Source organism: Micromonospora maris AB-18-032, from assembly GCF_000204155.1.
Taxonomy (GTDB): domain Bacteria; phylum Actinomycetota; class Actinomycetes; order Mycobacteriales; family Micromonosporaceae; genus Micromonospora; species Micromonospora gifhornensis.
Genome location: NC_015434.1, coordinates 5,895,432 through 5,917,610, shown reverse-complemented (window position 1 = coordinate 5,917,610; position 22,179 = coordinate 5,895,432). Strand labels below are relative to the sequence as shown.

Here is a 22,179-nt window from a genome sequence, read left to right as displayed (position 1 = left end):
CCGCAACCCGTGCCGGGAAGTCAACTAGGAGCGCACAGACTTATGCCACCGAAGGCTCGTGCCGGGGCCGCTGTAAAGAAGGTCCGGCGCAAGGAACGCAAGAACGTCGCCCACGGGCAGGCGCATATCAAGAGCACCTTCAACAACACCATCGTGTCCATCACGGACCCGACCGGTGCCGTCATCTCCTGGGCCTCCGCGGGCCAGGTCGGCTTCAAGGGTTCGCGCAAGTCGACCCCGTTCGCCGCCCAGCTGGCCGCCGAGGCCGCTGCGCGTCGGGCCATGGAGCACGGCATGCGCAAGGTCGACGTGTTCGTCAAGGGCCCCGGCTCCGGCCGGGAGACCGCCATCCGTTCGCTGCAGGCGGTGGGCCTGGAGGTCGGTCAGATCTCCGACGTCACCCCGCAGCCGCACAACGGATGCCGTCCGCCGAAGCGTCGTCGGGTCTGAGAGGTTAGAGAGAGATGGCTCGTTACACCGGTGCTGACTGCCGCCGTTGCCGGCGGGAGAAGATGAAGCTGTTCCTCAAGGGCAGCAAGTGCGATGGTCCGAAGTGCCCGTTCGAGTCCCGGCCGTTCCCGCCCGGGCAGCACGGCCGCGGCCGCACCAAGGAGACGGAGTACCTGCTCCAGCTCCGTGAGAAGCAGAAGGCTCGCCGGGTCTACGGCGTGCTGGAGAAGCAGTTCCGCGGTTACTACGAGGAGGCCGTGGCCAAGCAGGCCAAGACCGGTGAGGTCCTCCTGCAGATCCTCGAGTCGCGGCTGGACAACGTGGTCTACCGGGCTGGCTACGCCAAGTCCCGGGACATGGCCCGTCAGCTGGTCAAGCACGGTCACTTCACGGTGAACGGCAAGAAGGTCGACATCCCGTCGTACCGCGTCAGTGCACACGACATCATCGAGGTTCGGGCGAAGAGCAAGGAGCTCACCCCGTTCATCGTGGCTCAGGCCGAGGCCGGTTCGAAGACCGTGCCGGCGTGGCTGGAGGCCATCCCGAGCCAGATGAAGGTTCTCGTGCACTCGCTCCCGGCCCGCCAGGTGATCGACACCCAGGTCCAGGAGCAGCTGATCGTCGAGCTCTACTCCAAGTAAGGGCTCGTTGCGGTGGTCCGCCCGGCGACGGGCGGGCCACCGGAACAGTTTGTGTCGTGGGCGTCATATGGCGGGCGCCCCGGAAGAGAAGAGAAGACATGCTCATCAGCCAGCGACCGACCCTCTCCGAGGAGTCGATCAACGAGACCCGGTCCCGGTTCACCATCGAGCCGCTGGAGCCGGGCTTCGGCTACACCCTGGGCAACTCGCTGCGGCGTACGCTGCTGTCGTCCATCCCGGGTGCGGCGGTCACCTCGATCAAGATCGACGGTGTGCTGCACGAGTTCACCACGATCCCCGGGGTCAAGGAGGACGTGGTCGAGCTCGTCATGAACATCAAGGAGCTCTGCGTCAGCTCCGAGCACGACGAGCCGGTCAGCATGTACCTGCGCAAGCAGGGCCCGGGCGACGTGACCGCCGGTGACATCCAGCCCCCGGCCGGTGTCTCGGTGCACAACCCGGACCTGAAGCTCGCCACCCTCAACGGCAAGGGCCGGCTCGACATGGAGCTGACCGTCGAGCGGGGTCGTGGCTACGTCACGGCGGCGCAGAACAAGCAGGCGGGCGCGGAGATCGGCCGGATCCCGGTCGACTCGATCTACTCGCCGGTGCTCAAGGTGACGTACCGCGTCGAGGCGACCCGTGTCGAGCAGCGGACCGACTTCGACCGGCTGATCATCGACGTCGAGACCAAGCCGTCGATGGGCCCGCGTACCGCGCTGGCCTCGGCCGGCTCGACGCTGGTGGAGCTGTTCGGGCTGGCCCGGGAGCTGGACGAGACGGCGGAGGGCATCGACATCGGCCCGTCGCCGCAGGACGCGCAGCTGGCGGCGGACCTGGCCCTGCCGATCGAGGAGCTGGACCTCACCGTCCGCTCCTACAACTGCCTCAAGCGCGAGGGCATCAACTCCGTTGGTGAGCTCATCGGGCGTACCGAGGCCGACCTTCTCGACATCCGCAACTTCGGCCAGAAGTCGATCGACGAGGTCAAGATGAAGCTCGCCGGGATGGGTCTGGGGCTGAAGGACTCGGCTCCGAACTTCGACCCGGCGCACGTCGTGGACGCCTTCGGCGAGGCGGACTACGACACCGACGACTACCGCGAGACCGAGCAGCTCTAGTCCGCGCTGCCGCCACACCTGAGGAGCACCAAGCATGCCCACGCCCACCAAGGGCCCCCGCCTCGGCGGCAGCCCCGCGCACGAGCGGCTGATGCTGGCCAACCTGGCCACCGCGCTGTTCCAGCACGGCAAGATCCAGACCACCGAGACGAAGGCCCGACGGCTCCGTCCGCTGGCCGAGCAGCTCATCACCAAGGCCAAGCGTGGCGACCTCGCCTCGCGCCGCCGGGTGCTGGGCGTCGTCAAGGACAAGGACGTGGTCTACGCCCTGTTCGACCAGATCGCGCCGCGGTACACCAACCGCAACGGTGGCTACACCCGGATCGTGAAGACCGGTCCGCGCAAGGGTGACGCCGCTCCGATGGCGATCATCGAGCTGGTCGAGGAGCTGCAGGTCACCGAGCCGACGGCGAACCGCAAGACCGCCGCCCGCAAGGCCGCCCAGCAGGACAAGGTCGAGGCGCTCGCCCCGGCCGAGGAGGCCCCGGCTGCGCGTTCGGCCGACCAGGACTCCGAGGCGCCGGTGTCGGCGTCCGGTGACACCGCCGCCGCCCGCGAGGACAGCGACCTGGCCACCGAGGAAGGCAAGGCCTGATCCAGGCCGTCGTCGGGCCCGGCATCCCCACGGGGTGCCGGGCCCGAGTCGTCTTGAGGGAGGTACGACGTGGACGAGCGGGTCCGGCTACGGCTGGATGTCGCGTACGACGGCACGGACTTCTCCGGCTGGGCCGCCCAGCCGGATCGGCGTACGGTCGCCGGGGTCCTGGTGCAGACGCTGGATCTGGTGCTCGGCGCGGGCACCGCGACCGGGTTGACGGTGGCCGGCCGTACCGACGCCGGGGTGCACGCCTCCGGGCAGGTCTGCCACCTCGACCTGCCCGTCGAGGTGTGGCGCGAGCACGAGGGCCGGCTGCTGCGCCGGCTGGCCCGGCTGCTGCCGGGTGACGTGCGGGTACGGGCGATGACCGAGGTGCCGGCCACCTTCGACGCCCGCTTCTCCGCCACCTTCCGGCGGTACGAGTACCGGGTCACCGACGCCCCGTGGGGTGCCGAGCCGTTGCGTCGACACGAGGTGCTGGCCTGGCCGCGCCCGCTGGACACCGATCGGCTCGCCGCCGCCTCCGCCGGGCTGGTGGGGGAGCACGACTTCGCGGCGTACTGCCGGCGCAAGGAGAACGCCACCACGTTGCGGGAGGTGACCCGGCTGGACTGGCGGCGTGACCCGGACGGGATCCTGGTCGCCACCGTGCAGGCCGACGCGTTCTGCCAGGCGATGGTGCGCAGTCTGGTCGGCGCGATGCTTGTCGCCGGGGACGGCCGCCGACCGGTGGAGTGGCCGGCCGGCCTGCTGACGCGGCGGGAACGGTCCAGCGAGGTGACCGTGGCGCCCGCGCACGGGTTGACCCTGGTGGCGGTGGGCTACCCGGACGATCCGGCCGAGTACGCGCGCCGTGCCGAGGCGACCCGACGGTTGCGGGTGCCGGCCGACGCCTGAGGCTCAGTCCTCGTCGGACCCGTCCTGACGCCCGGTGCTGTCGGTGGGCTCGGGCGAGGGCTGGTTGGCGACACCGCCGTTGGCCCGCCGCTCCAGCACGTCGCGGTTGAGGTGCAGTTCGAGCATGTCGAAGAGGATCTCGCGGACGACCGTGTCGCCGGAGCGGATGGTCGCGCCGTCGGCGCGGGAGACCACCGCGTACGCGACGTAGTGGCCGCGTACCTGCCAGCCGACGCGGGCGGGGGCGCTGGCGATGGCGTCGGTGCCGTCGCCGGCCGGCATGCCGCGGAAGCGGCCCGCCCGCTCGTCGAGCACCTGGCGGATCCGGTCGCGGGCCCGTTCGGCGCTGGACCGGTCGGTCAGGTTGAACAGGCCGGTGGTGACCAGGTGTTCCTGGTCGGGGGCGCGCAGGGTGGCCCGGACGACCTGGTTGCAGCCGAGCCGGACGAGCAGGTCCGCGACCTCGCCGGTGGCCGCCACCGGGCAGCTCGCGCTCGACTGGGTGCGCAGCACCTCGTACCCGTTCTGGCTGTCGCCGATCGCCAGGGTGCTGCTGGGGAAAACTTCCCGGGCGGTCAGCGGTGCCTGGTCGGTGTCGCGGGAGTCGAGGTCGCTCGCCTGGGTCGGATCCGTGCCCGGGGTGTTGTCCGGTGTGGTGTTCGGGGCCGCCTGCTGGTTGATCAGCTGCCGGCCGTCGAGCAGCGCGGCACCGGCCAGGCCGCAGAGGGCGAGCAGCACCAGCGCGGCGGCGCCACCGATCAGCACCTGCCAGGTGCGGCCACCGCCGCGACGTGGCGGTGGCGCGGTGGTGGACTCCTGCGGCGGGGGTACGGCGGCGGGCAGGTCGTACTGCGCCGTCGCAGTGGCCTCGTAGTGCGGCACCGCGTCCTGCACCGGTGGCGAGGCTGCCATCGACGTCCCCGTCGAGGGCAGCACCAGCTGGTTGGGCCGGGGCAACGACGGCGCGGGGAAGCGCGACGGGGACGGGCCGGCGGGCACCGCACCGGCTGCGGGCGGTGGCTGCCCCTCGGAGTCGTCCCGGTACGGGACGACGGCGTCCTCATCGGAGTCGTACCGATATACCATGCCGTCCAGAGTAGGGACTTTTATCCCTTTAGTAGGTTTTTCTAGGAAAAACGAACGGCGGGTCGTGTCGCCGGCAGGGGACTCCGTCCCGTCGGGCGGGTCGAGGCCGGTGCGAGAATGACCGGCGTGACCGGGGACCATTACTTCACCACCGCACCGAGCGCATCCGCCCAGCCGCGCGAGGTGCAGTTCGCCGTCGCCGGCCGCGACTTCACCCTGGCCTCGGCGTCCGGGGTGTTCTCGGCGACCCGCCTCGATCCGGGTACCGCCGTGCTGCTGCGCAAGGCCGACCTGCCACCGGCCACGACCGAGGGCGCCCTGCTCGACCTCGGCTGCGGCTTCGGTCCGATCAGCTGTGTGCTCGCGACCGTCGCGCCGACGGCGACGGTGTGGGCGGTGGACGTCAACGAGCGGGCCCGGGAACTCACCGCCGCCAACGCCGACCGCCTCGGTCTCGCCGACCGGCTGCGGGTGGCCCCACCCGAGGACGTGCCCGCCGACCTGACCTTCGCCCAGATCTGGTCCAACCCGCCCATCCGGCCGGGCAAGGACGAGCTGCACGCGCTGCTGTTGCGCTGGCTGCCCCGGTTGACCCCGGACGGGGTGGCCTGGCTGGTGGTGGGTCGCCACCTCGGCGGTGACTCGCTGCACCGCTGGCTGGTCGAGCAGGGCTGGCAGGTGCAGCGGCACGCCAGCCAGAAGGGCTTCCGGGTGCTTCGCGTCACGCGGTGAGCCGCCGACGCCGGTAATCGGTTGGCTCCTCCGCCGGGCTCCGGAAGGATGCCCGCGTGGGATACGTGGACGTGGCAGCTGTCGGATACGTCCTGCCGGACGGGCGGGAACTCTTCGCCGACGTGTCGTTCCGGGTCGGTGAGGGTGCCAAGGTGGCGCTGGTCGGGCCGAACGGCGCCGGCAAGACGACGTTGCTGCGGATGGTCGCCGGTGACCTGCCGGTGCGTACCGGCACCGTCGCGCGTACCGGTGGGCTGGGCGTGATGCGCCAGTTCATCGGCATGATCGGGGACGAGTCGACGCTTGCCGACCTGGCGTTGTCGCTCGCCCCGCCACCGCTGCGCGAGGCCGGTCGCCGACTCGCCGAGACCGAGGCGGCCATGCGCGCGGCCGAGCTGCGCGGCAAGTACAGCAGCGCCGCCGGCAAGGCCCAACTGGCGTACGCGGACGCGCTGGCCGCCTGGGGCGAGACCGGCGGGTACGACGCCGAGGTCCTCTTCGACACTGTCGCCACCATCGTGCTCGACCTGCCCTGGGACACCGCCCGGCAGCGACCCGTGCGTACTCTCTCCGGCGGTCAGCAGAAGCGCTTCGCGCTGGAGTTGCTGCTGCGCGGCACCGACGAGGTGCTGCTGCTCGACGAGCCGGACAACTTCCTCGACGTGCCCGGCAAACGGTGGCTGGAGGCGCGGCTGCGCGAATCCGGCAAGTCGGTCCTCTACGTCTCGCACGACCGGGAGCTGCTGGCGCACACCGCCGACCGGGTGGTCGCCGTGGAGGGCGGCGGCGCCTGGGTGCATCCGGGTGGCTTCGCGAGCTGGCACGAGGCTCGGGTGGCCCGGCACGCCCGCCTCGATGAGCAGCGCCGCCGTTGGGACGAGGAGCACCAGAAGCTGCGTGAGCTGATGCTGATGTACAAGCAGAAGGCCGCGTACAACGACGGGTTGGCCTCGCGCTACCAGGCCGCACAGACCCGGTTGCGCAAGTTCGAGGAGGCCGGGCCGCCGCCCGTACCGCCGAAGGACCAGGACATCCGGATGCGCCTCACCGGCGGACGGACCGGCAAACGCGCGTTGGTCTGCGAGCAGTTGGAGCTCGACGGCCTGACCTACCCGTTCGACCTGGAGGTCTGGTACGGCGACCGGGTCGCGGTGCTCGGTGCCAACGGCACCGGCAAGTCGCACTTCCTGCGGCTGCTGGCACGCGGCGGCACGGACCCCGATCCGGCCAACCCGCCGGTCGACGGCGCGGCGGCGCTCGCACCGGTGGCGCACGGCGGTGTCGCGCGGCTCGGCGCCCGGGTCCGTCCCGGGCACTTCTCGCAGACCCACGACCGACCCGAGCTGATGGCGAAGACCCTTGTCGAGATCCTCTGGCGGGGTGACGAGCACCGGGACGGCATGGACCGGCACGCGGCGATGGCGGCGCTCAGCCGGTATGAACTCGCCGGTCAGGGCGACCAGCGCTTCGGCACCCTCTCCGGTGGGCAGCAGGCCCGTTTCCTGGTGCTGCTGCTGGAGCTGTCCGGGGCGACCCTGCTGCTGCTCGACGAGCCCACCGACAACCTCGACCTGGCCTCCGCCGAGGCGCTGGAGGCCGGCCTGGCCGCCTTCGCCGGCACGGTGCTCGCGGTGACCCACGACCGCTGGTTCACCCGCACCTTCGACAGGTTCCTGCTGTTCCGGGGCGACGGCGAGGTGGTCGAGACCGACGAACCGGTGTGGGACGTCGGTTGACGGTGGCCGCCCGGGTCACCGTCCGGTGAGGCCGCCCGGCCGCCGAGCCTGCGGCATATGGTGATCTCGTGAGTGAGATGACCTATCGCCGGTTGGGCGACTCCGGGCTCGTGGTGTCCGCTGTGGGGATCGGCTGCAACAACTTCGGCCGCAAACTCGACCTCGACGGCACCCGTGCGGTGGTCGACGCGGCTCTCGACGTCGGAATCAACTTCTTCGACACCGCCGACATCTACGGCGAGCCGCACGGCGCGTCGGAGGCGCAACTCGGTGCCGCCCTCAAGGGCCGCCGCGACGACGTGGTGCTGGCGTCCAAGTTCGGCATGTCGATGAGTGGTGCCAACGGGCGGGACTTCGGCGTACGCGGCTCACGGCGGTACGTGATGCGGGCGGTGGAGGCGTCGTTGCGCCGACTGGACACCGACCACATCGACCTGTACCAGTTCCACGAGCCCGACCCGGGCACCCCGATCGACGAGACCCTCGCCGCCCTGGACGACCTGGTCCGCGACGGCAAGGTGCGCTACCTGGGCAACTCCAACTTCGCCGGCTGGCAGATCGCCGACGCCGACTGGACGGCCAAGACCCGCGGGCTGACCCGCTTCATCAGCGCCCAGAACAACTACAGCCTGCTCAACCGGGACGCCGAGATCGAGGTGCTGCCCGCCTGCGAACGCTTCGGGCTCGGTATGCTGCCGTTCTTCCCGCTGGCCAACGGGCTGCTCACCGGCAAGTACAAGCGGGGCGAGGCACCGCCGGCCGGTAGCCGGCTGGCTGGCGGCGGCCGGTACGCCCAGCGGCTCGCCGCCGCCGACTGGGACACCATCGAGGCCATCGAGGCGTATGCGGCCGAGCGCGGCGTATCCATGTTGCATGTGGCCATCGGCGGGCTGGCCGCCCAACCGTCGGTGGCCTCGGTCATCGCCGGAGCGACCACGCCCGAGCAGGTACGCGCCAACGCGGCGGCCGGGTCCTGGCAGCCCACCGACGCCGACCTCAAGGCGCTGCGCGAGGTGCTCGACCGCCGTTAGCGGCCTGCGGAACGACCCGGGATGCGAAACGGCCCGGCGCGCGTGGTGCGTGCCGGGCCGTTCGGGTTGACGCTGGTTACGGTCGGCGGCGCCGCCGTCCGAGCAGCGGTGCGGTCAACGCCACCACGATGAGCGCGGCGACACCGAGCCCGACCGCCCACCACCAGCCGGGTGCCGCGCCGTCGCCGACCCGGTCGGCCCGCGCCGGGTCGGCGTCCCGGTTCTCGGAGACGGGCACCACCGGCGGCGGCTGCGCCACCCGTGCCTGCACCGTCGCCGATGTCGTGCCGGAGTAGGGCGCGGCCGGCTTCACCCGCACCTTCCACTCGCCGGGGGAGAGGATCGGGCCGGTGGTGTAGAAGCCCTGTCCCTCGGCGGCCGGTTCCAGCTGCACCGGGCCGACCGTGCGGCCCTCCGAGCCGGTGGCGGTGAGCACCAACCGGACCACCTTGTCCAGGTAGTGACCGTCGGCGTAGGTGGCCTGGATGGTCACCCCGTCGGCACCGTCACCGGCCACCGTCAGCTTGAGCTTGTTGTTGTGCGCCGCCGCCGGGTTCGCGGCGATGACCGCCAGGAGCAGAGCGGCGATCATGGCGGTGGCCACCGTCCGGATTCGGGTCACGGTGCCTCCTCACTACGTTGAGCGGGGCCCCGCCCGGACGATGCCGGGCGGGGCCCACCGATCACAGGCGACGGCCGGGTGCGAGCCGGGTGGGGTCACCACCGAGGCGTCCAGCGCCCTTGACGGACTTGCCGTCGTTGGCCTTGACGCCCGCCGTGCTGGCCGTGCCGCCGAGCCGGACGATCATCGCGTCGGCGTCCCGGATCAGCACCTCCCGGATCTCCGCCTCGGCGACCAGCTTGGCGTCGGCGGCAAGGTCACGGAACTTGATCAGCTCCTTGATGGCCTTGTCGTCCTTGCCCTTGGCCTCCTCCTTGCGGACCTTCTCGAGCTGCTTCGACAACTGGTCGTACGCCTTGTTGGACAGGCGTCCGGTCGCCTTGAACCGGTCCAGCAGGTTCTGCATGTCCCGGAACGAGGTGGTGACGAAGAACCGGACCGACGCGGTGGTGGCGTTACCCGCCTTGTCGGTCGCGGTCACGGTCAGCTCGTGCAGACCCAACGGCAGCTCGTACATCGCCTGCAGCGTGCCGCTGGCGTACGGCCGGCCGTTGAGGGTGCCGACCACGGTGGCGATGCCGGAGGTCGGGTCGACCGCCTGCCAGGACACGCGTACGTCCTGGCTGTCACCGTAGAGCTGGCCGTCGGCGATGCCGGAGACCAGCAGGGTCGGCTTGGTGCCGTCGATGCGTACCACCGCGGACTTCAACGTCTCGGCGTTGCCGACCTTGTCGGTGGCCCGGTACAGCAGCTCGTGGGTGCCGTCGCCGCTGATCTCCACCGGCTCGGTGTACGGCGTCCAGGCGCCACCGTCGAGCGACCACTCCAGCAGCTGCACCCCGGAACCGGCGTCGGTCGAGGTGAGCACCACCGGGATGGTGCCGTTGTGCCAGCCCTCGTCGTTCGCCGGAGCGAACGACGCGGTGCTGACCGGCGCGGTGGTGTCGATCCGGACGGTGACCGTCTTCGTCTCCTCCACGTTGCCGGCCTCGTCGACGGAGCGGAACCGCAGCTCGTGCTCGCCGTCCCCGGTCACCTGCACCGGGTCGGTGTAGGCGGTCCACTCGGTGGCCTCGCCGAGCTGGTACTCGGTGCGGGCCACCCCGCTGCCGCCCTCGGAATCGGTGGCGGAGAGCGTGACGGTCACCGGACCGGTGTGCCAGCCCTCGACCGGCGTACCGGACACCTCGGCGGTGGTCACCGGAGCCACGGTGTCGCTCGGCACCTCATCCGCGGAGAACCGGAAGTAGTCGAACGACGCCACCTTCGAGGCGGTCTGGTTGCCGCTGAGGGTGAACACACCCACCTTCGGGGTCGCCCCCACGGCCGCGTTGACCAGTTCGGTCAACGCCGTCCAGGTGGTGCCGTCCGCCGAGTACGACGCGGTGAAGGTGTCACCGGCGCGGGACACCCGCAGGTACCACTCGGACGAGGTCAGGTTCTCCGCACCCGGCTGCGGGTTCTGGATCACCCCGTCGATCTCGCTGCGGAACTCGATCCGCCGCGTCACCGGCTGACCGGCCTGGTTGTCCACGACGAAGTCGAACTTGAGGTAGTTGTCGTCGTCGCCGTACACGATCAGACCCGCCTGCTGGTACTGCTCGTCCAGCAGACTGCCGTCGATCCTGGTCTCCATCGTCCAGTCGCCGGTCGGGGCGTTCTGCATGATGAAGTTCGTCGGATCGGTGTTGTTGGTGCCGTAGATGTCACCGTTGGGCACGTCGACGTAGAGCTTCCCGCCGCTGACCCGGTAGGCGCTCGGGTCCTCCCGCAGGATCGCGTTCCACCGGCACTTGTCCAGCGAGATGCCGTCGAACTCGTCGGACGGGTCGACCGGCCCGGCCGGGGAGTCCGGCGTCACCTGGAACCAGTCGAACACGGCCTCCACGACGGGGGCGTCGGTGCCACCGTTGAGGGCGAACAGGCCGATCCGCGGGTTCTCGATGCCGGCCAGCGCGGCGGACCGCCCGACCGGACTGAAGGTCTGCCCGTCGGCCGACATCTCCGCGGTCAGGTTGGTGCCGTCGCTGCTGATCCGCAGGTAGACGGTGTCACCGTCCGGTGCGGCGACGTTGTCGGCACTGTCGTTGCGCGGCGTGCCGGCAGTCTCCCGGAGGAACTCCACCCGCCGGCTGCCGTTGTAGAGCAGGTCGACCTTGGCGTAGTTGTCGTCGTCGCCGTAGACGATCAGACCGGCCTGCTGGTAGGTCGCCGTCACCGGGACAGTGACCTTCGTGGTCGCCTGCCAGGCACCCGACGGTGCCGGCTGGAGCACCAGGTTCGTGGCGTCGTTGCGGTCGCCGTAGAGGTCACCGACCCCGGTGGGCAGGCGCAGCGCGCCGTCGGAGACGGACAGCAGCTGGTTCTCCCGGACCACGCTGGTCCACCGGTCGCGGTTGAGCGTGTCGCCGGTGAAGTCGTCCGAACGCGCCCCGAGGCAGGAGGTGTTCGGCGATTCGATCCGGACCGGCACGGTCGCGTACGACCGGGCACCCCGGCTGTCGGTCACCGTCAGGGTGGCGGTGAAGTTGCCGGGCGCGGCGTAGGTGTGCTCGGCGTTGAGCGTGTCGGCCGTACCACCGTCACCGAAGTCCCACTCGTACGTCAGCGGGGTGTCGCCCTCAGGGTCGGTGGCCGTACCGCTGAACGCGACGGTGAGCGGCGCGGTGCCGCTGGTCGGCGTGGCGTTGGCGGTGACGACCGGCGGAGCGTTGTCGGTGACACCCTTGCCGAGGAAGTCGATCCAGTTGACGTTGAACAGGCTCGCCGAGCCGCCGGCCGGATCGCGGGCGACGAAGAACAGCTTGCCGTTCGAGTCGGCGTCGGCGGGCACCTCGGCCGTGACGTCGGTGTACGACTGCCAGTCCCCGGTCCCCGGTACGACGACCGAGGTGACAAGCGGACCGTCGGCCGCACCGGCGCGGACCTCAAGCCGGCCGCCGGTGGTGGCCGAGGCCACCCGGAAGCGGATCGACTCGATGCCGGTCAGGCTGGCCGGCTCGACCGACCACCAGTCGCCGTCCTCGATGAAGCCGATGTTGTCACCACCGCCCGCGGTGTCCCCGGTGGCCTCCTTGCCCACCCCCGGGTCGCCGCCGCCGGTGCTACCCGCCAGCCGGCCGGTGTTGGAGTAGTACTCGGCCTGCTTGCGCTTGGGCTGGAGGATCTCCAGCGCCCGGCCGGTCAGCGGGCTGGCCCCACCGGCGCCACCCTTGTCGGTGTAGGTCGCCTCCAGCACGGTGAAGACGTTCGCCTCGGCGCCGTGTCCGGCGGCGAGCTGGGTCTGCACCACGCCCTCGCAGCCGGTGTGCTGCTCCAGCGGGTGGGCGTGCTCGTCGTGACCGAGCAGGACCTGAAGTTCCACGTCGGCGCAGTCGATCTCGCCGTCCTCCGGGTCGGTCACCTTGATGGTGTACTTGACCTGGTCACCCCAGTCGAAGAAGCCGCCGTCCGGCGGGAACTCGATGGTGACCGTCGGTACGGTGTTGCCGACCGTGACCGGCACGTTCGCCACCGCGGTGCGCCCCTTGGGGTTGGTCACGGTGAGCTGGGCGTTGTAGTTGCCCGCCGAGGCGTACGTGTGGGTGGGGTTGGCCTCGTCGGAGCTGTTGCCGTCACCGAACGTCCAGGCGTAGGTGAGCGCGCCACCGTCCGGGTCACGCGAGCCGGCGCTGGAGAAGGTGACGGTCAGCGGAGCCGGCCCGGAGGTCGGGTCGGCGTTGGCCACCGCGACCGGGGCCCGGTCACCGGCGATGTAGTCGATCCGGTAGACCCCGGAGTTGTCGTTGTTGCCGCCGAAGCCGCTGCCCCACTCGATCATGTAGAGCGCGCCGTCGGGGCCGAACTCGAAGTCCATCGGACGGATGAAGCTCATCCCGTCCAGCAGGCGGTTGATGTCCACCAGGGACTTGCCGTCCGCGGTGACCTGCATGGTGTACATCCGCGACTGGTTCCACTCACCGAACATGGCCTTGCCGTCGAAGTACGCCGGCCACTTGCGGTCGGAGTTCAGGTCGGCGTCGTACCGGTAGACCGGGCCGCCCATCGGCGCGCCGCCGCCACCGATCTCGGGGAACAGCGGGTTGGGCGCGTAGCCGTAGTCGACGGTGGCCGAGACGGCCGGCGGCAGGTTGGTCAGGCCGGTGTTGTTGGGCGAGTCGTTTACCAGGTTCGCGCAGTCGAACTTGGCACCACTCGGCCCGGACGGGAACTGGTAGTCGTTGTACGCCTTGTTCGCGCCGTGGCAGTACGGCCAGCCGAAGTTGCCCGGCTTGTCGATGATGTTCCACTCGACCAGACCCTCCGGGCCCCGGTTCGGGTTGGCGGAGTTGGCGTCCGGCCCGTAGTCGGCCACGTAGAGCACGTTCGTGGCGAGGTCGATGCCGATCCGGAACGGGTTACGGAAGCCCATCGCGTAGATCTCGGGACGGGTCTTCTCGGTGCCCGGCGGGAAGAGGTTGCCCTCCGGGATGGTGTACGTCCCGTCGTCCTCCGGGTGGATCCGGATCACCTTGCCGCGCAGGTCGTTGGTGTTGCCGGAGCTGCGCTGCGCGTCGTAGTCGGCGCGGCCGGGCCGCTCGTCGATCGGGGTGTACGCATCCGACGAGAACGGGTTGGTGTTGTCCCCGGTGGCCAGGTAGAGGTTGCCGTCCGAGTCGAAGACCATCGTCCCGCCCGCGTGGCAGCAGGTGTTGCGCTGCGTGTCGACCCGCAGGACCTGCTTCTCGCTGGCCGGGTCGATCGAGTCGCCGGTGACGGTGAACCGGGACAGCAGGTTGCGCGCGATCCCGTCGTTCGGGGCGTAGTAGAGATACACCCAGTTGTTGGTGGCGAAGTTCGGGTCGAGCCGGATGCCGATCAGGCCGTCCTCGTTGCCGGTGAAGACGTCGAGGTCGATGGCGGTGACGGTGTTACCGGTGTCCGGCTTGATGATCTGGACCCGGCCGTCACGCTCGATGTAGAAGACCCGGCCGTCGGGCGCGATGTCCAGCTCCATCGGGTTGCTGGTGTTGCTGTCCAGCGTGACCTTCTCGAAGCTCGACGTCAGCGAGGCGCGGCAGTCGGCGTTGCTGACCCCGGCCGCGGTCCGGATGCCGCCGAGCAGATGCTGGAGGAACTCCGGCTCGGCGTACGACTCGCGGGTGTGGCCGCCGCCGGTGTACCAGGTCCGGCCGCCGTCGTAGTCCCGGCACCAGGCGATCGGGTGGTCGTGACCCATCGCGCCCGCGCCGGGGGAGTAGCTGCGCTCGTCGAGCGTGGCCAGCACGTGCACCTTGCCGCGCGGGTTGGTCCGGAAGTTGTACCACTCGTCGTAGCGGGACCAGCGCTCCGGCAGGTGGGCGGTGGACTCGTGGGCCGGGTCCTCCACCTTGACGGTGGCCGTCTGGTTGGCCGGGTGGTTGGCGAAGTACGCGCCCACCAGCTCGCCGTACCAGGGCCAGTTGTACTCGGTGTCGGAGGCGGCGTGGATGCCGGCGTAGCCACCGCCGGCCTGGATGTAGCGTTCGAACGCCTCCTGCTGCTCGGCGTTGAGCACGTCGCCGGTGGTGGAGAGCCAGATCACCGCCTCGTAGCGGGCCAGGTTCTCATCGGTGAACGCGGCACCGTCCTCGGTGGTGTCGACGGTGAACCCGTTGGTGGCACCGAGCTGCTGGATCGCGGCGATGCCGGTCGGGATCGAGTCGTGCCGGAAGCCTGCGGTCTTGGAGAAGACCAGGACCGAGAAGTCCTCGGCTGCGGCGTTCGCGGCGGGCGCGGCCTGGTTGACGGGTGTGCTCTGCGCGACGGCCTTGGTGCTCGGCGCTGCCTGTGCGGCGGGAACGCCGACGAGGCCGGTCGCGGCGAGGCCGAGGGTGAGAAGTGTGGCGGTGATGGGTACGCGGGCACGGGGTGGTCGGGACACTCCGGTCTCCTCTGTCCTTGCTGGACGGGGTCGCGGGGGCCGGTTCGCCGAAGACCGTCCCAGGTGGAGCTGGAACGGACACCTCGCCGGTGGTGTCCGTTCCAGCATTATGTCGATTCGCTGAACAAATTAGCCCCGCTGAAACGGTTTATGGCAACACTTCGATGGATAACGTTTCGGTAACTGCGCGTGACATTCCTGGTCAGGTCGCTTCAAACGCCGTATCTCCGACACAGAGCGGCCGGCCCGTACCTCCGGGTGGAGGTACGGGCCGGCCCCCAGCCGTCGGCTACCCGGGCGTGAGCCGGAAGTAGTCGAACGCGGCCGTCTTCGAGGCGGTCTGGTTGGCGCCGAGGGTGAACAGGCCCACCTTCGGAGTCGTACCGACCGCAGTGCTCGTCAACGAGCCCAGGGTCGTCCAACTCGTGCCGTCCGCCGAGTACGCGGCGGTGTAGGTGCTGCCGCTGCGGGTCAGCCGCAGGTGCCAGATCCCCTGCGTCAGGCCGGTCGCCTGCGGTTGGGTGCTCTGCACCGCCCCGCCGACCTCGCTGCGGAACTCGATCCGCCGCGAAATCGTCTGACCTGCCGCGTTGTCCGTGACGTAGTCGAACTTCAGGTAGTTGTCGTCGTCGGCGTACACCAGCAGACCGGCCTGCTGGTACTGCTCGTTGAACAGGCTGCCGTCGACCCGGGTCTGGATCGTCCAGTTCCCGGCCGGGCTGTTCTGGAGGATGAAGTTGGTCGGACCGGTGTTGCTGGTGCCGTAGATGTCACCGTTCGGCACGTCGATGCGCAGCGCGCCGTCGGTGACCCGGTACCGGGTCGCGTCCTCCCGCACCATGGCGTTCCACCGGCACTTCTCCAGGGTGCTGCCGGTGAACTCGTCCGAGGGTGCGGTGCTCGTGCCGGTGGTGGCCTCCGGGGTGATCCGGAACCAGTCGAACTCCGCGTTCACCACCGGCGCGGTGGTGCCGCCGTTGAGGGCGAACAGGCCGATCCGCGGGTTGGTGATCCCGGCCAGGGCAGCGGACCGGCCGACCGGAGTGAAGGTCTGCCCGTCGGTCGAGTAGGCTGCGGTCAGGTTCGTCCCGTCGCTCGTCAGTCGCAGCTGGATGGTGTCACCGGTGGGAGCGGCGGTGGCGTCCGCGCTGTCGTTGCGCGGCGTCCCGGAGGTTTCCCGGATGAACTCCACCTTGCGGTTGCCGCCGTAGACCAGGTCCAGCTTGGCGTAGTTGTCGTCGTTGCCGTAGAGGATCAGGCCGGCCTGCTGGTAGTCGGCCCGGGCCGCGACGGTGACCCGGGTGGTCGCCTGCCAGGCCCCACTGGGTGCGGGCTGGAGCACCAGGTTCGTCGCGTCGTTGCGGGTGCCGTACAGGTCACCTGCGGCGGTGGGCAGGCGCAGCGCACCCCCGGAGACCGAGAGCGACTGGTTGTCCCGCACCACACCGCTCCACCGCTGACGATCCAGCGAGGTGCCGGTGAACTCGTCGGACCGTAGTGGCCCCTGCTGCACCTGGCAGGGCTCGTTGCCCCCGGTCCCGTCGACCCGGATCGGCACCGTGGCCTGCGCCCGCGCGCCCCGGCTGTCGGTGACCGTCAGGGTGGCGATGTAGTTGCCCGGCGTGGTGTACGTGGCGGTGGCGTTGAGCGTGGTCGCCGTTGCACCGTTGCCGAAGTCCCAGGCGTACGTCAGCGGGGTGTCCCCGTCCGGGTCGGTCGCCGTACCGGTGAAGGTCACGGCCAGTGGCGCGGTCCCGCTGGTCGGGGTGCCCGTGGCGGTGACCGTCGGTGGGGCGTTGCCGCTCACCCCGGGGCCGACGAAGTTCATCCAGTTGACGTTGAACAGGGTTCCGGTGCCACGGTTGGGGTCCCGGGCGACGAAGTACAGCCCGCCCTCCGAGGAAGCGCCGTTGGGAATCTGCGCGGTGACGTCGGTGTACGTCTGCCACCCCCCGGTGCCGGCCACGGTGGCGGTGGTGATCAGTGGCCCGTCCGCGGCGCCGGCGCGTACCTCGATCCGGCCGCCGGAGGTGGCCGAGGCGACCCGGAACTGGATCGACGTGACGCCGGTCAGGCTGGCCGGGGTGACCGACCACCAGTCGCCGTCCTCGATCCAGCCGATGTTCTGCCCGCCGCCGGCGGTGTCACCGGTGGTCTCCTTCTCGACCCCGGCGGTGCCGCCGCCGGTGGCACCCGCCACCCGGCCGGTGGCCGAGAAGTACTCGGCCTCCTTGCGCTTGGGCTGGAGGATCTTCAGCGCCCGGCCGGTCTGCGGCTCGGCCCCGTCGGATCCGCCCTTGTCGGTGTAGGTCGCCTCCAGCACGGTGAAGACGTTGGCGTCCGCGCCGTGGCCGTCGGCGAGCTGGGTCTGCACCGTGCCGGTGCAGCCGGTGTGCCGCTCCAGCGGGTGGGCGTGCTCGTCGTGACCGAGCAGGACCTGGAGTTCGACGTCGGCGCAGTCGATCGTGCCGTCCTCCGGGTCGGTGACGCTGATGGTGTAGGCGACCTGGTCACCCCAGGCGAAGAAACCACCGTCCGGCGGGAACTCGATGGTGACGGTCGGTGCCGTGTTGCCGACGGTGATCGGCACGTTCGCCACCGCGGTCCGCCCCGCCGGGTTGGTGACCCGAAGCTGCGCGGTGTAACTGCCGGACCGGGTGTACGTGTGGGTCGGGTTGGCCTGGGTGGAGGTGCCACCGTCACCGAACGTCCAGGCGTAGGTCAGTGCCCCGCCGTCCGGGTCACGGGAACCGGCACTGGAGAAGCTCACCGCCAGCGGGGGCGCCCCCGAGGTCGGGTTCGCCGAGGCGACCGCGATCGGGGCGCGGGCACCGGCGGTGTAGTCGATCCGGTAGACCCCGGAGTTGTCGTTGTTGCCGCCGAAGCCGCTGCCCCACTCGATCAGGTACAACGCGCCGTCGGGGCCGAACTCCATGTCCATCGGCCGGACGAAGGTCATCTGGTCGAGGATCCGATTGATGTCGACAAGCGTCTTGCCGTCCTTGCTGACCTGCATGGTGTACATCCGCGACTGGTTCCACTCGCCGAAGATCGACTTGCCGTCGAAGTACGCCGGCCACTGGCGGCGGGACGAGATGGTCGGGTCGAACCGGTAGACGGGGCCGGCCATGGGCGCTCCGCCGCCGCCGATCTCCGGGAAGCGGCTGTTGCCGCCGTAGCCGTAGTCGACAGTGGCCGGGATGGCCGCCGGCAGGTTGGTCAGGCCGGTGTTGTTGGGGGAGTTGTTCACCGGCGCGGAGCAGTTGAACTTCGCCCCGCTCGGGCCGGACGGGAACTGGTAGTCGTTGTACGCCTGGTTGTTGCCGTGGCAGTACGGCCAGCCGAAGTTGCCGGGCCGATCGACGATGTTCCACTCGACCAGGCCCTCCGGGCCCCGGTTCGCGTTGGTGGTGGTGGCGTCCGGGCCGTAGTCGGCGACGTAGAGCACGTTGGTGACCGGGTCGACGCCGATCCGGAACGGGTTGCGCAGGCCCATCGCGTAGATCTCCGGACGGGTCCGGGCGGTGCCCGGGGCGAACAGGTTCCCGCTCGGGATGGTGTACGTCCCGTCGGCCTGCGGCCGGATCCGGAGCACCTTGCCACGCAGGTCGTTGGTGTTGCCGGCGGTGCGCTGCGCGTCGTAGTCCGCCCGCCCGGAACGCTCGTCCAACGGGCTGTAGCCACTGGACTCGAAGGGGTTGGTGTTGTCCCCGGTGGCCAGGTAGAGGTTGCCGGCCGAGTCGAAGGTCATCGTCCCGCCCATGTGGCAGCAGGTGTTGCGCTGCGTGGGCACCTCCAGCACGACCCGTTCGCTCGACGCGCTGATCGTGTCACCGGTGACGGTGAACCGGGACAGGTAGTTGCGGGAGCCGCCCGCGCTCGGGGCGTAGTAGAGCCAGACCCATCCGTTGCTGGCGAAGTTGGGGTCGAGTCGGATGCCGAGCAGGCCGTCCTCGTTGCCGGCGAAGACGCTCAACCGCAGTGCGGTGACGGTCTGGCCGGTGTCCGGCTTGATGATCTGCACGCGGCCGTCGCGCTCGATGTAGAAGACTCGCCCGTCGGGCGCGATGTCCAGCTCCATCGGGTTGCTGGTGTTGCTGTCCAGCGTCACCTTCTCGAAGCTGGCGGCCCGGCCCGCACCGCAGTCGGAGTGCACCACCCCGGCCGCGGTCTGAATGCCGCCGAGCAGGTGCTGAAGGAACGCCGCGTCGGAGAAGGACTCCTGGGTGTGCCCACCGCCGGTGTACCAGGACCGGCCGCCGTCGTAGCCCTGGCACCAGGCGATCGGGTGGTCGTGCCCCATCGCCCCGCTACCGGGGCTGTAGCTGCGCTCGTCGAGCGAGGCCAGCACCTGCACCTGACGGGCGCGGGGGTTGGTGCGGAAGTTGTACCACTCGTCGTACCGGGACCACCGCTCCGGCAGGTGCCGGGTCGACTCGTGCGCGTAGTCCTCGACCTTCACGGTCGCGGTCTGGTTCGCCGGGTGGCTGTTGAAGTACGCGCCGACCAGCTGGCCGTACCAGGCCCAGTCGTACTCGGTGTCGGAGGCGGCGTGCACGCCGACGTATCCACCACCGGCGCGGATGTAGCGCTCGAAGGCCGACTGCTGGCTGGCGTTGAGCACGTCGCCGGTGGTCGACAACCAGATGACCGCCTTGAACCGGGCCAGGTTGGTGTCGGTGAAGGCACCGCCGTCCTCTGTGGTGACGACTGTGAAATTGTTCGCGGTACCGAGTTGTTGGATCGCCCGGATGCCCGCCGGGATCGAGTCGTGGCGGAACCCGGCGGTCTTGGAGAACACCAGGACGGAGTACGGGTCAGCGGCGGCAGCGGCAGCGGTACGGCCCGCGGCCTGGGCGGCTGCGGGGCCGGTGACCGGAGCCGGCGCACCGGCCAGCACGAGTACGAGGGCGAGTAGCGCGACGGTAAACAGGCCGGGCGTTGCTCGTCGACGGCGGGTTCGGGGCACGAAAGTCTCCTCTTTCCGTGTGGGACGGGTCGGAGCGGGCGGCGGTGACTACTCCGGTTCGGTCCGAGCGCTCGTACCTGACGGTGAGGGTCTGGCTGCCGAGGAACTGAGCCGATCATTCAATTTGTGTTCGTCGATCGGTTTCGGGCAAGACTCATTGATGTAACAGATTGGTAACGAGGGCCTGGGGAATTGGCATGAGTCGCTGCATATCGGGGTCTTTTTCGGTCACCGCGTCCCGGCGAGTCGGATTGACGCGGCTGCCCACGGCCCGGCTCGTGTGGCAGCACGGGGGTTGGCGGCACAGCCGAAACAACGTACGGTGACACCCAACGAACCCACGGGAGCCCGGTGTACCGGGCTGAGAGGGGGGCTGCCAGCCCCCGACCGTCGAACCTGATCCGGGTAATGCCGGCGCAGGGAGGAGAGTTGCCGTGCCGTCCCTCGGACGACTGCATCTGATCACCGATACCCGCCCCGGGCGGGATGCGCTCGCCGTGCTCGCCGCCGCCCTGCCGGTGGCCCACACCGAACTGGTCGTCCAGGTCCGGGTCGAGGACACCACCACCGACCGCGAGGCGTACGAGCTGACCCGCCAGGTGCTGGTGCTCTGCCGCCCGTACGGGGTCACCTGCCTGGTCAACGACCGGTTGCATGTGGCGTTGGCGGCGGGCGCGTCCGGCGGCCACGTCGGTGCCGACGACCTGCCGGTGGCGACGGCCCGACGGGTGCTCGGCCCGGATGCGGTGCTGGGCGCCACCGCGCGCGAGCCGGTGTCGGCGGCCGAGGCGGTCGCCGCCGGAGCAAGCTATCTGGGCGTGGGCCCCTGCCACGCCACCACCACCAAGGACGGCCTGCCGCCGGCGATCGGCGTGGCGGGCGTCCGGGCGGTGGTCGAGGCGGTCACCGTGCCGGTGATCGCCATCGGGGGAGTGACGGCGGAGGACGTGCCTGTGTTGCGGTCCGCCGGCGTGTACGGGGTGGCGGTGGTCGGCGCGCTCTCCGGAGCCGCCGACCCCGCCCACGCCGCAGCCGAGTTCGTGGACGCGCTGGCGTGTTAACAAGGGGCCCTTCCTCTACCGGAGGCGTTAACAAGGGGCCCTTCCTTGCACCGCAGGTGACGGTGGTGGGGGCGGGGCCGATCGGGTTGGCGATCGCGTGGCGGTGCGCGGCACGCGGGCTGCGCGTCGTGGTGCACGATCCGGCGCCGGGCTCGGGTGCCTCGCACGTTGCTGCGGGCATGCTGGCGCCGGTGGCCGAGGCGTACTTCGGCGAACACGAGCTGACCGGGCTGCTCACCGAATCCGCCCGACGCTGGCCGGGCTTCGCCGCCGAGCTGACCGAGGCGACCGGGGTCGACATCGGGTACCGGACCGAGGGCACCCTGATGGTCGGGCTCACCGCCGACGACCTGGCCGAGGCGCGTCGACTGTGGTCGTACCAGCAGGGGCTGGGCCTGCCGGTGAGCTTGCTGCGCCCCTCCCAGCTGCGGGCGCGCGAACCGGCGCTGGCGCCGCGGGTCCGCGGCGGCGCGCTCGCCGCCACCGACCACCAGGTCGATCCGCGGCGCCTGGTGCCGGCGCTGCGCCTCGCCGCCGCGCGGGCCGGCGCGGTGCTGGTCACCGAACCGGTCAGGCAGCTGTCCGAGCCGTCGGGCGGGGTGACCGTGGTCGCCGCCGGCTGCGGCGCCGCCGCCCTCACCGGGCTGCCGGTCCGCCCGGTGAAGGGCCAGGTGCTGCGGCTACGCACCCCCGACGGCGGTCCGCCGGGCTTCCGGCACGTCATCCGGGGGTACGCCGACGGCGAGCACGTCTACCTGGTGCCACGCGAGTGCGGCGAGGTGGTGGTCGGTGCCACCGTCGAGGAACGCACCGACGTGGCGGTCTCCGCCGGTGCGGTGCTGCGGCTGCTGCGGGCCGCCGTCGATCTGATGCCCGAGCTGGCCGAGTACGACCTGGTGGAAACGATCGCCGGGCTGCGTCCGGGCACCCCGGACAACGCGCCGATCCTCGGGCCGCTCCCGGGCCGACCGGACGTGCTGGCGGCCACCGGCCACCACCGGCACGGGATCGTGCTCACCCCGGTCACCGCGGATCTGATCACCGGCCTGATCACCGGAGAGGGGACGGACGACCCGCTGCTCACTCCGTTTCGGGCCGACCGGTTCCACCCGGACAGCAAGGAGGAGGACCTGTGGAGTTGACGGTGAACGGTGTCGAGCGGGACGTGCCCGACGGTGCCACGGTCGCCGACCTGGTTCGGCAGGTCACCCCGCAGCAGCGCGGGGTGGCGGTGGCGGTGAACGGTGAGGTGGTGCCGCGTACCGGCTGGCCGGCGACGGCGCTGCGCGGTGGCGACCGGGTCGAGGTGCTCAGCGCCGCGCAGGGCGGATGA

15 protein-coding genes and 1 riboswitch are annotated in these 22,179 nt (G+C 70.5%); of the genes, 11 read left to right on the top strand and 4 right to left on the bottom strand.

Features of this window, described 5'->3' with window-relative positions; genetic code table 11:
- Positions 1–42: 42 nt before the first annotated feature.
- From rpsK to truA, 5 genes are all read left to right on the top strand, one after another.
- Entirely contained in the window at positions 43–450 is a 408-nt protein-coding gene (gene rpsK / locus VAB18032_RS26090; RefSeq protein WP_007073011.1) for a 30S ribosomal protein S11, read from the top strand.
- A gap of 14 nt (positions 451–464) precedes the next feature.
- Positions 465–1,091: a 30S ribosomal protein S4 gene (rpsD, locus tag VAB18032_RS26085; RefSeq protein WP_013735932.1), complete on the top strand. Its 627-nt coding sequence runs from the start codon at positions 465–467 to the stop codon at positions 1,089–1,091.
- Positions 1,092–1,189: 98 nt separating this feature from the next.
- Positions 1,190–2,212 carry a DNA-directed RNA polymerase subunit alpha gene (locus tag VAB18032_RS26080; RefSeq protein WP_013735931.1) on the top strand — a complete coding sequence of 341 codons (1,023 nt, stop codon included), beginning with the start codon at positions 1,190–1,192 and terminating at the stop codon, positions 2,210–2,212.
- 34 nt (positions 2,213–2,246) lie between these two features.
- Positions 2,247–2,807, top strand: coding sequence for a 50S ribosomal protein L17 (gene rplQ, locus VAB18032_RS26075; RefSeq protein WP_013735930.1), 561 nt, complete (start codon positions 2,247–2,249; stop codon positions 2,805–2,807).
- A gap of 69 nt (positions 2,808–2,876) precedes the next feature.
- Positions 2,877–3,707, top strand: a complete 831-nt coding sequence (gene truA, locus VAB18032_RS26070) for a tRNA pseudouridine(38-40) synthase TruA (protein WP_013735929.1) — start codon at positions 2,877–2,879, stop codon at positions 3,705–3,707.
- 3 nt (positions 3,708–3,710) lie between these two features.
- Here truA and VAB18032_RS26065 read toward each other — a convergent pair whose 3' ends face one another.
- Positions 3,711–4,793 (bottom strand): hypothetical protein, encoded by a 1,083-nt coding sequence (locus VAB18032_RS26065; protein ID WP_013735928.1) that lies wholly within the window; start codon positions 4,791–4,793, stop codon positions 3,711–3,713.
- Positions 4,794–4,919: 126 nt separating this feature from the next.
- On the opposite strand from VAB18032_RS26065, the gene VAB18032_RS26060 reads away from it, so the two are divergent.
- The 3 genes from VAB18032_RS26060 (at position 4,920) to VAB18032_RS26050 (ending at position 8,292) form a co-directional block, all read left to right on the top strand.
- The gene (locus VAB18032_RS26060) at positions 4,920–5,525 is read left to right on the top strand and encodes a class I SAM-dependent methyltransferase (RefSeq protein WP_043725828.1); all 606 of its coding nucleotides are present in this window, start codon (positions 4,920–4,922) and stop codon (positions 5,523–5,525) included.
- A 56-nt stretch (positions 5,526–5,581) separates the two neighbouring features.
- Positions 5,582–7,261 carry an ABC-F family ATP-binding cassette domain-containing protein gene (locus tag VAB18032_RS26055; RefSeq protein WP_013735926.1) on the top strand — a complete coding sequence of 560 codons (1,680 nt, stop codon included), beginning with the start codon at positions 5,582–5,584 and terminating at the stop codon, positions 7,259–7,261.
- Between the two features lie 77 nt (positions 7,262–7,338).
- Positions 7,339–8,292 carry an aldo/keto reductase gene (locus tag VAB18032_RS26050; protein WP_013735925.1) on the top strand — a complete coding sequence of 318 codons (954 nt, stop codon included), beginning with the start codon at positions 7,339–7,341 and terminating at the stop codon, positions 8,290–8,292.
- 76 nt (positions 8,293–8,368) lie between these two features.
- On the opposite strand, the gene VAB18032_RS26045 is transcribed toward VAB18032_RS26050, so the two are convergent.
- The 3 genes from VAB18032_RS26045 to VAB18032_RS26035 all read right to left on the bottom strand — a co-directional run bounded on the left by VAB18032_RS26045 (position 8,369) and on the right by VAB18032_RS26035 (position 19,785).
- Positions 8,369–8,914, bottom strand: coding sequence for a hypothetical protein (locus VAB18032_RS26045; protein WP_013735924.1), 546 nt, complete (start codon positions 8,912–8,914; stop codon positions 8,369–8,371).
- 61 nt (positions 8,915–8,975) lie between these two features.
- Positions 8,976–14,816, bottom strand: coding sequence for a ThuA domain-containing protein (locus VAB18032_RS26040; protein WP_013735923.1), 5,841 nt, complete (start codon positions 14,814–14,816; stop codon positions 8,976–8,978).
- Between the two features lie 289 nt (positions 14,817–15,105).
- Positions 15,106–19,785, bottom strand: a complete 4,680-nt coding sequence (locus tag VAB18032_RS26035) for a ThuA domain-containing protein (RefSeq protein WP_013735922.1) — start codon at positions 19,783–19,785, stop codon at positions 15,106–15,108.
- Between the two features lie 330 nt (positions 19,786–20,115).
- Positions 20,116–20,225, top strand: a riboswitch (TPP riboswitch).
- On the opposite strand from VAB18032_RS26035, the gene thiE reads away from it, so the two are divergent.
- The 3 genes from thiE (at position 20,220) to thiS (ending at position 22,179) form a co-directional block, all read left to right on the top strand.
- Entirely contained in the window at positions 20,220–20,846 is a 627-nt protein-coding gene (gene thiE / locus VAB18032_RS26030; protein WP_013735921.1) for a thiamine phosphate synthase, read from the top strand. Its footprint overlaps the riboswitch before it by 6 nt.
- Positions 20,840–21,988, top strand: coding sequence for a glycine oxidase ThiO (gene thiO / locus VAB18032_RS26025; protein WP_050814656.1), 1,149 nt, complete (start codon positions 20,840–20,842; stop codon positions 21,986–21,988). The genes thiE and thiO overlap by 7 nt, the downstream gene beginning before the upstream one ends.
- A complete protein-coding gene (gene thiS / locus VAB18032_RS26020; protein ID WP_013735919.1) occupies positions 21,979–22,179 on the top strand; it encodes a sulfur carrier protein ThiS in 201 nt (66 codons plus the stop codon). Before thiO ends, thiS begins: the two co-directional genes overlap by 10 nt.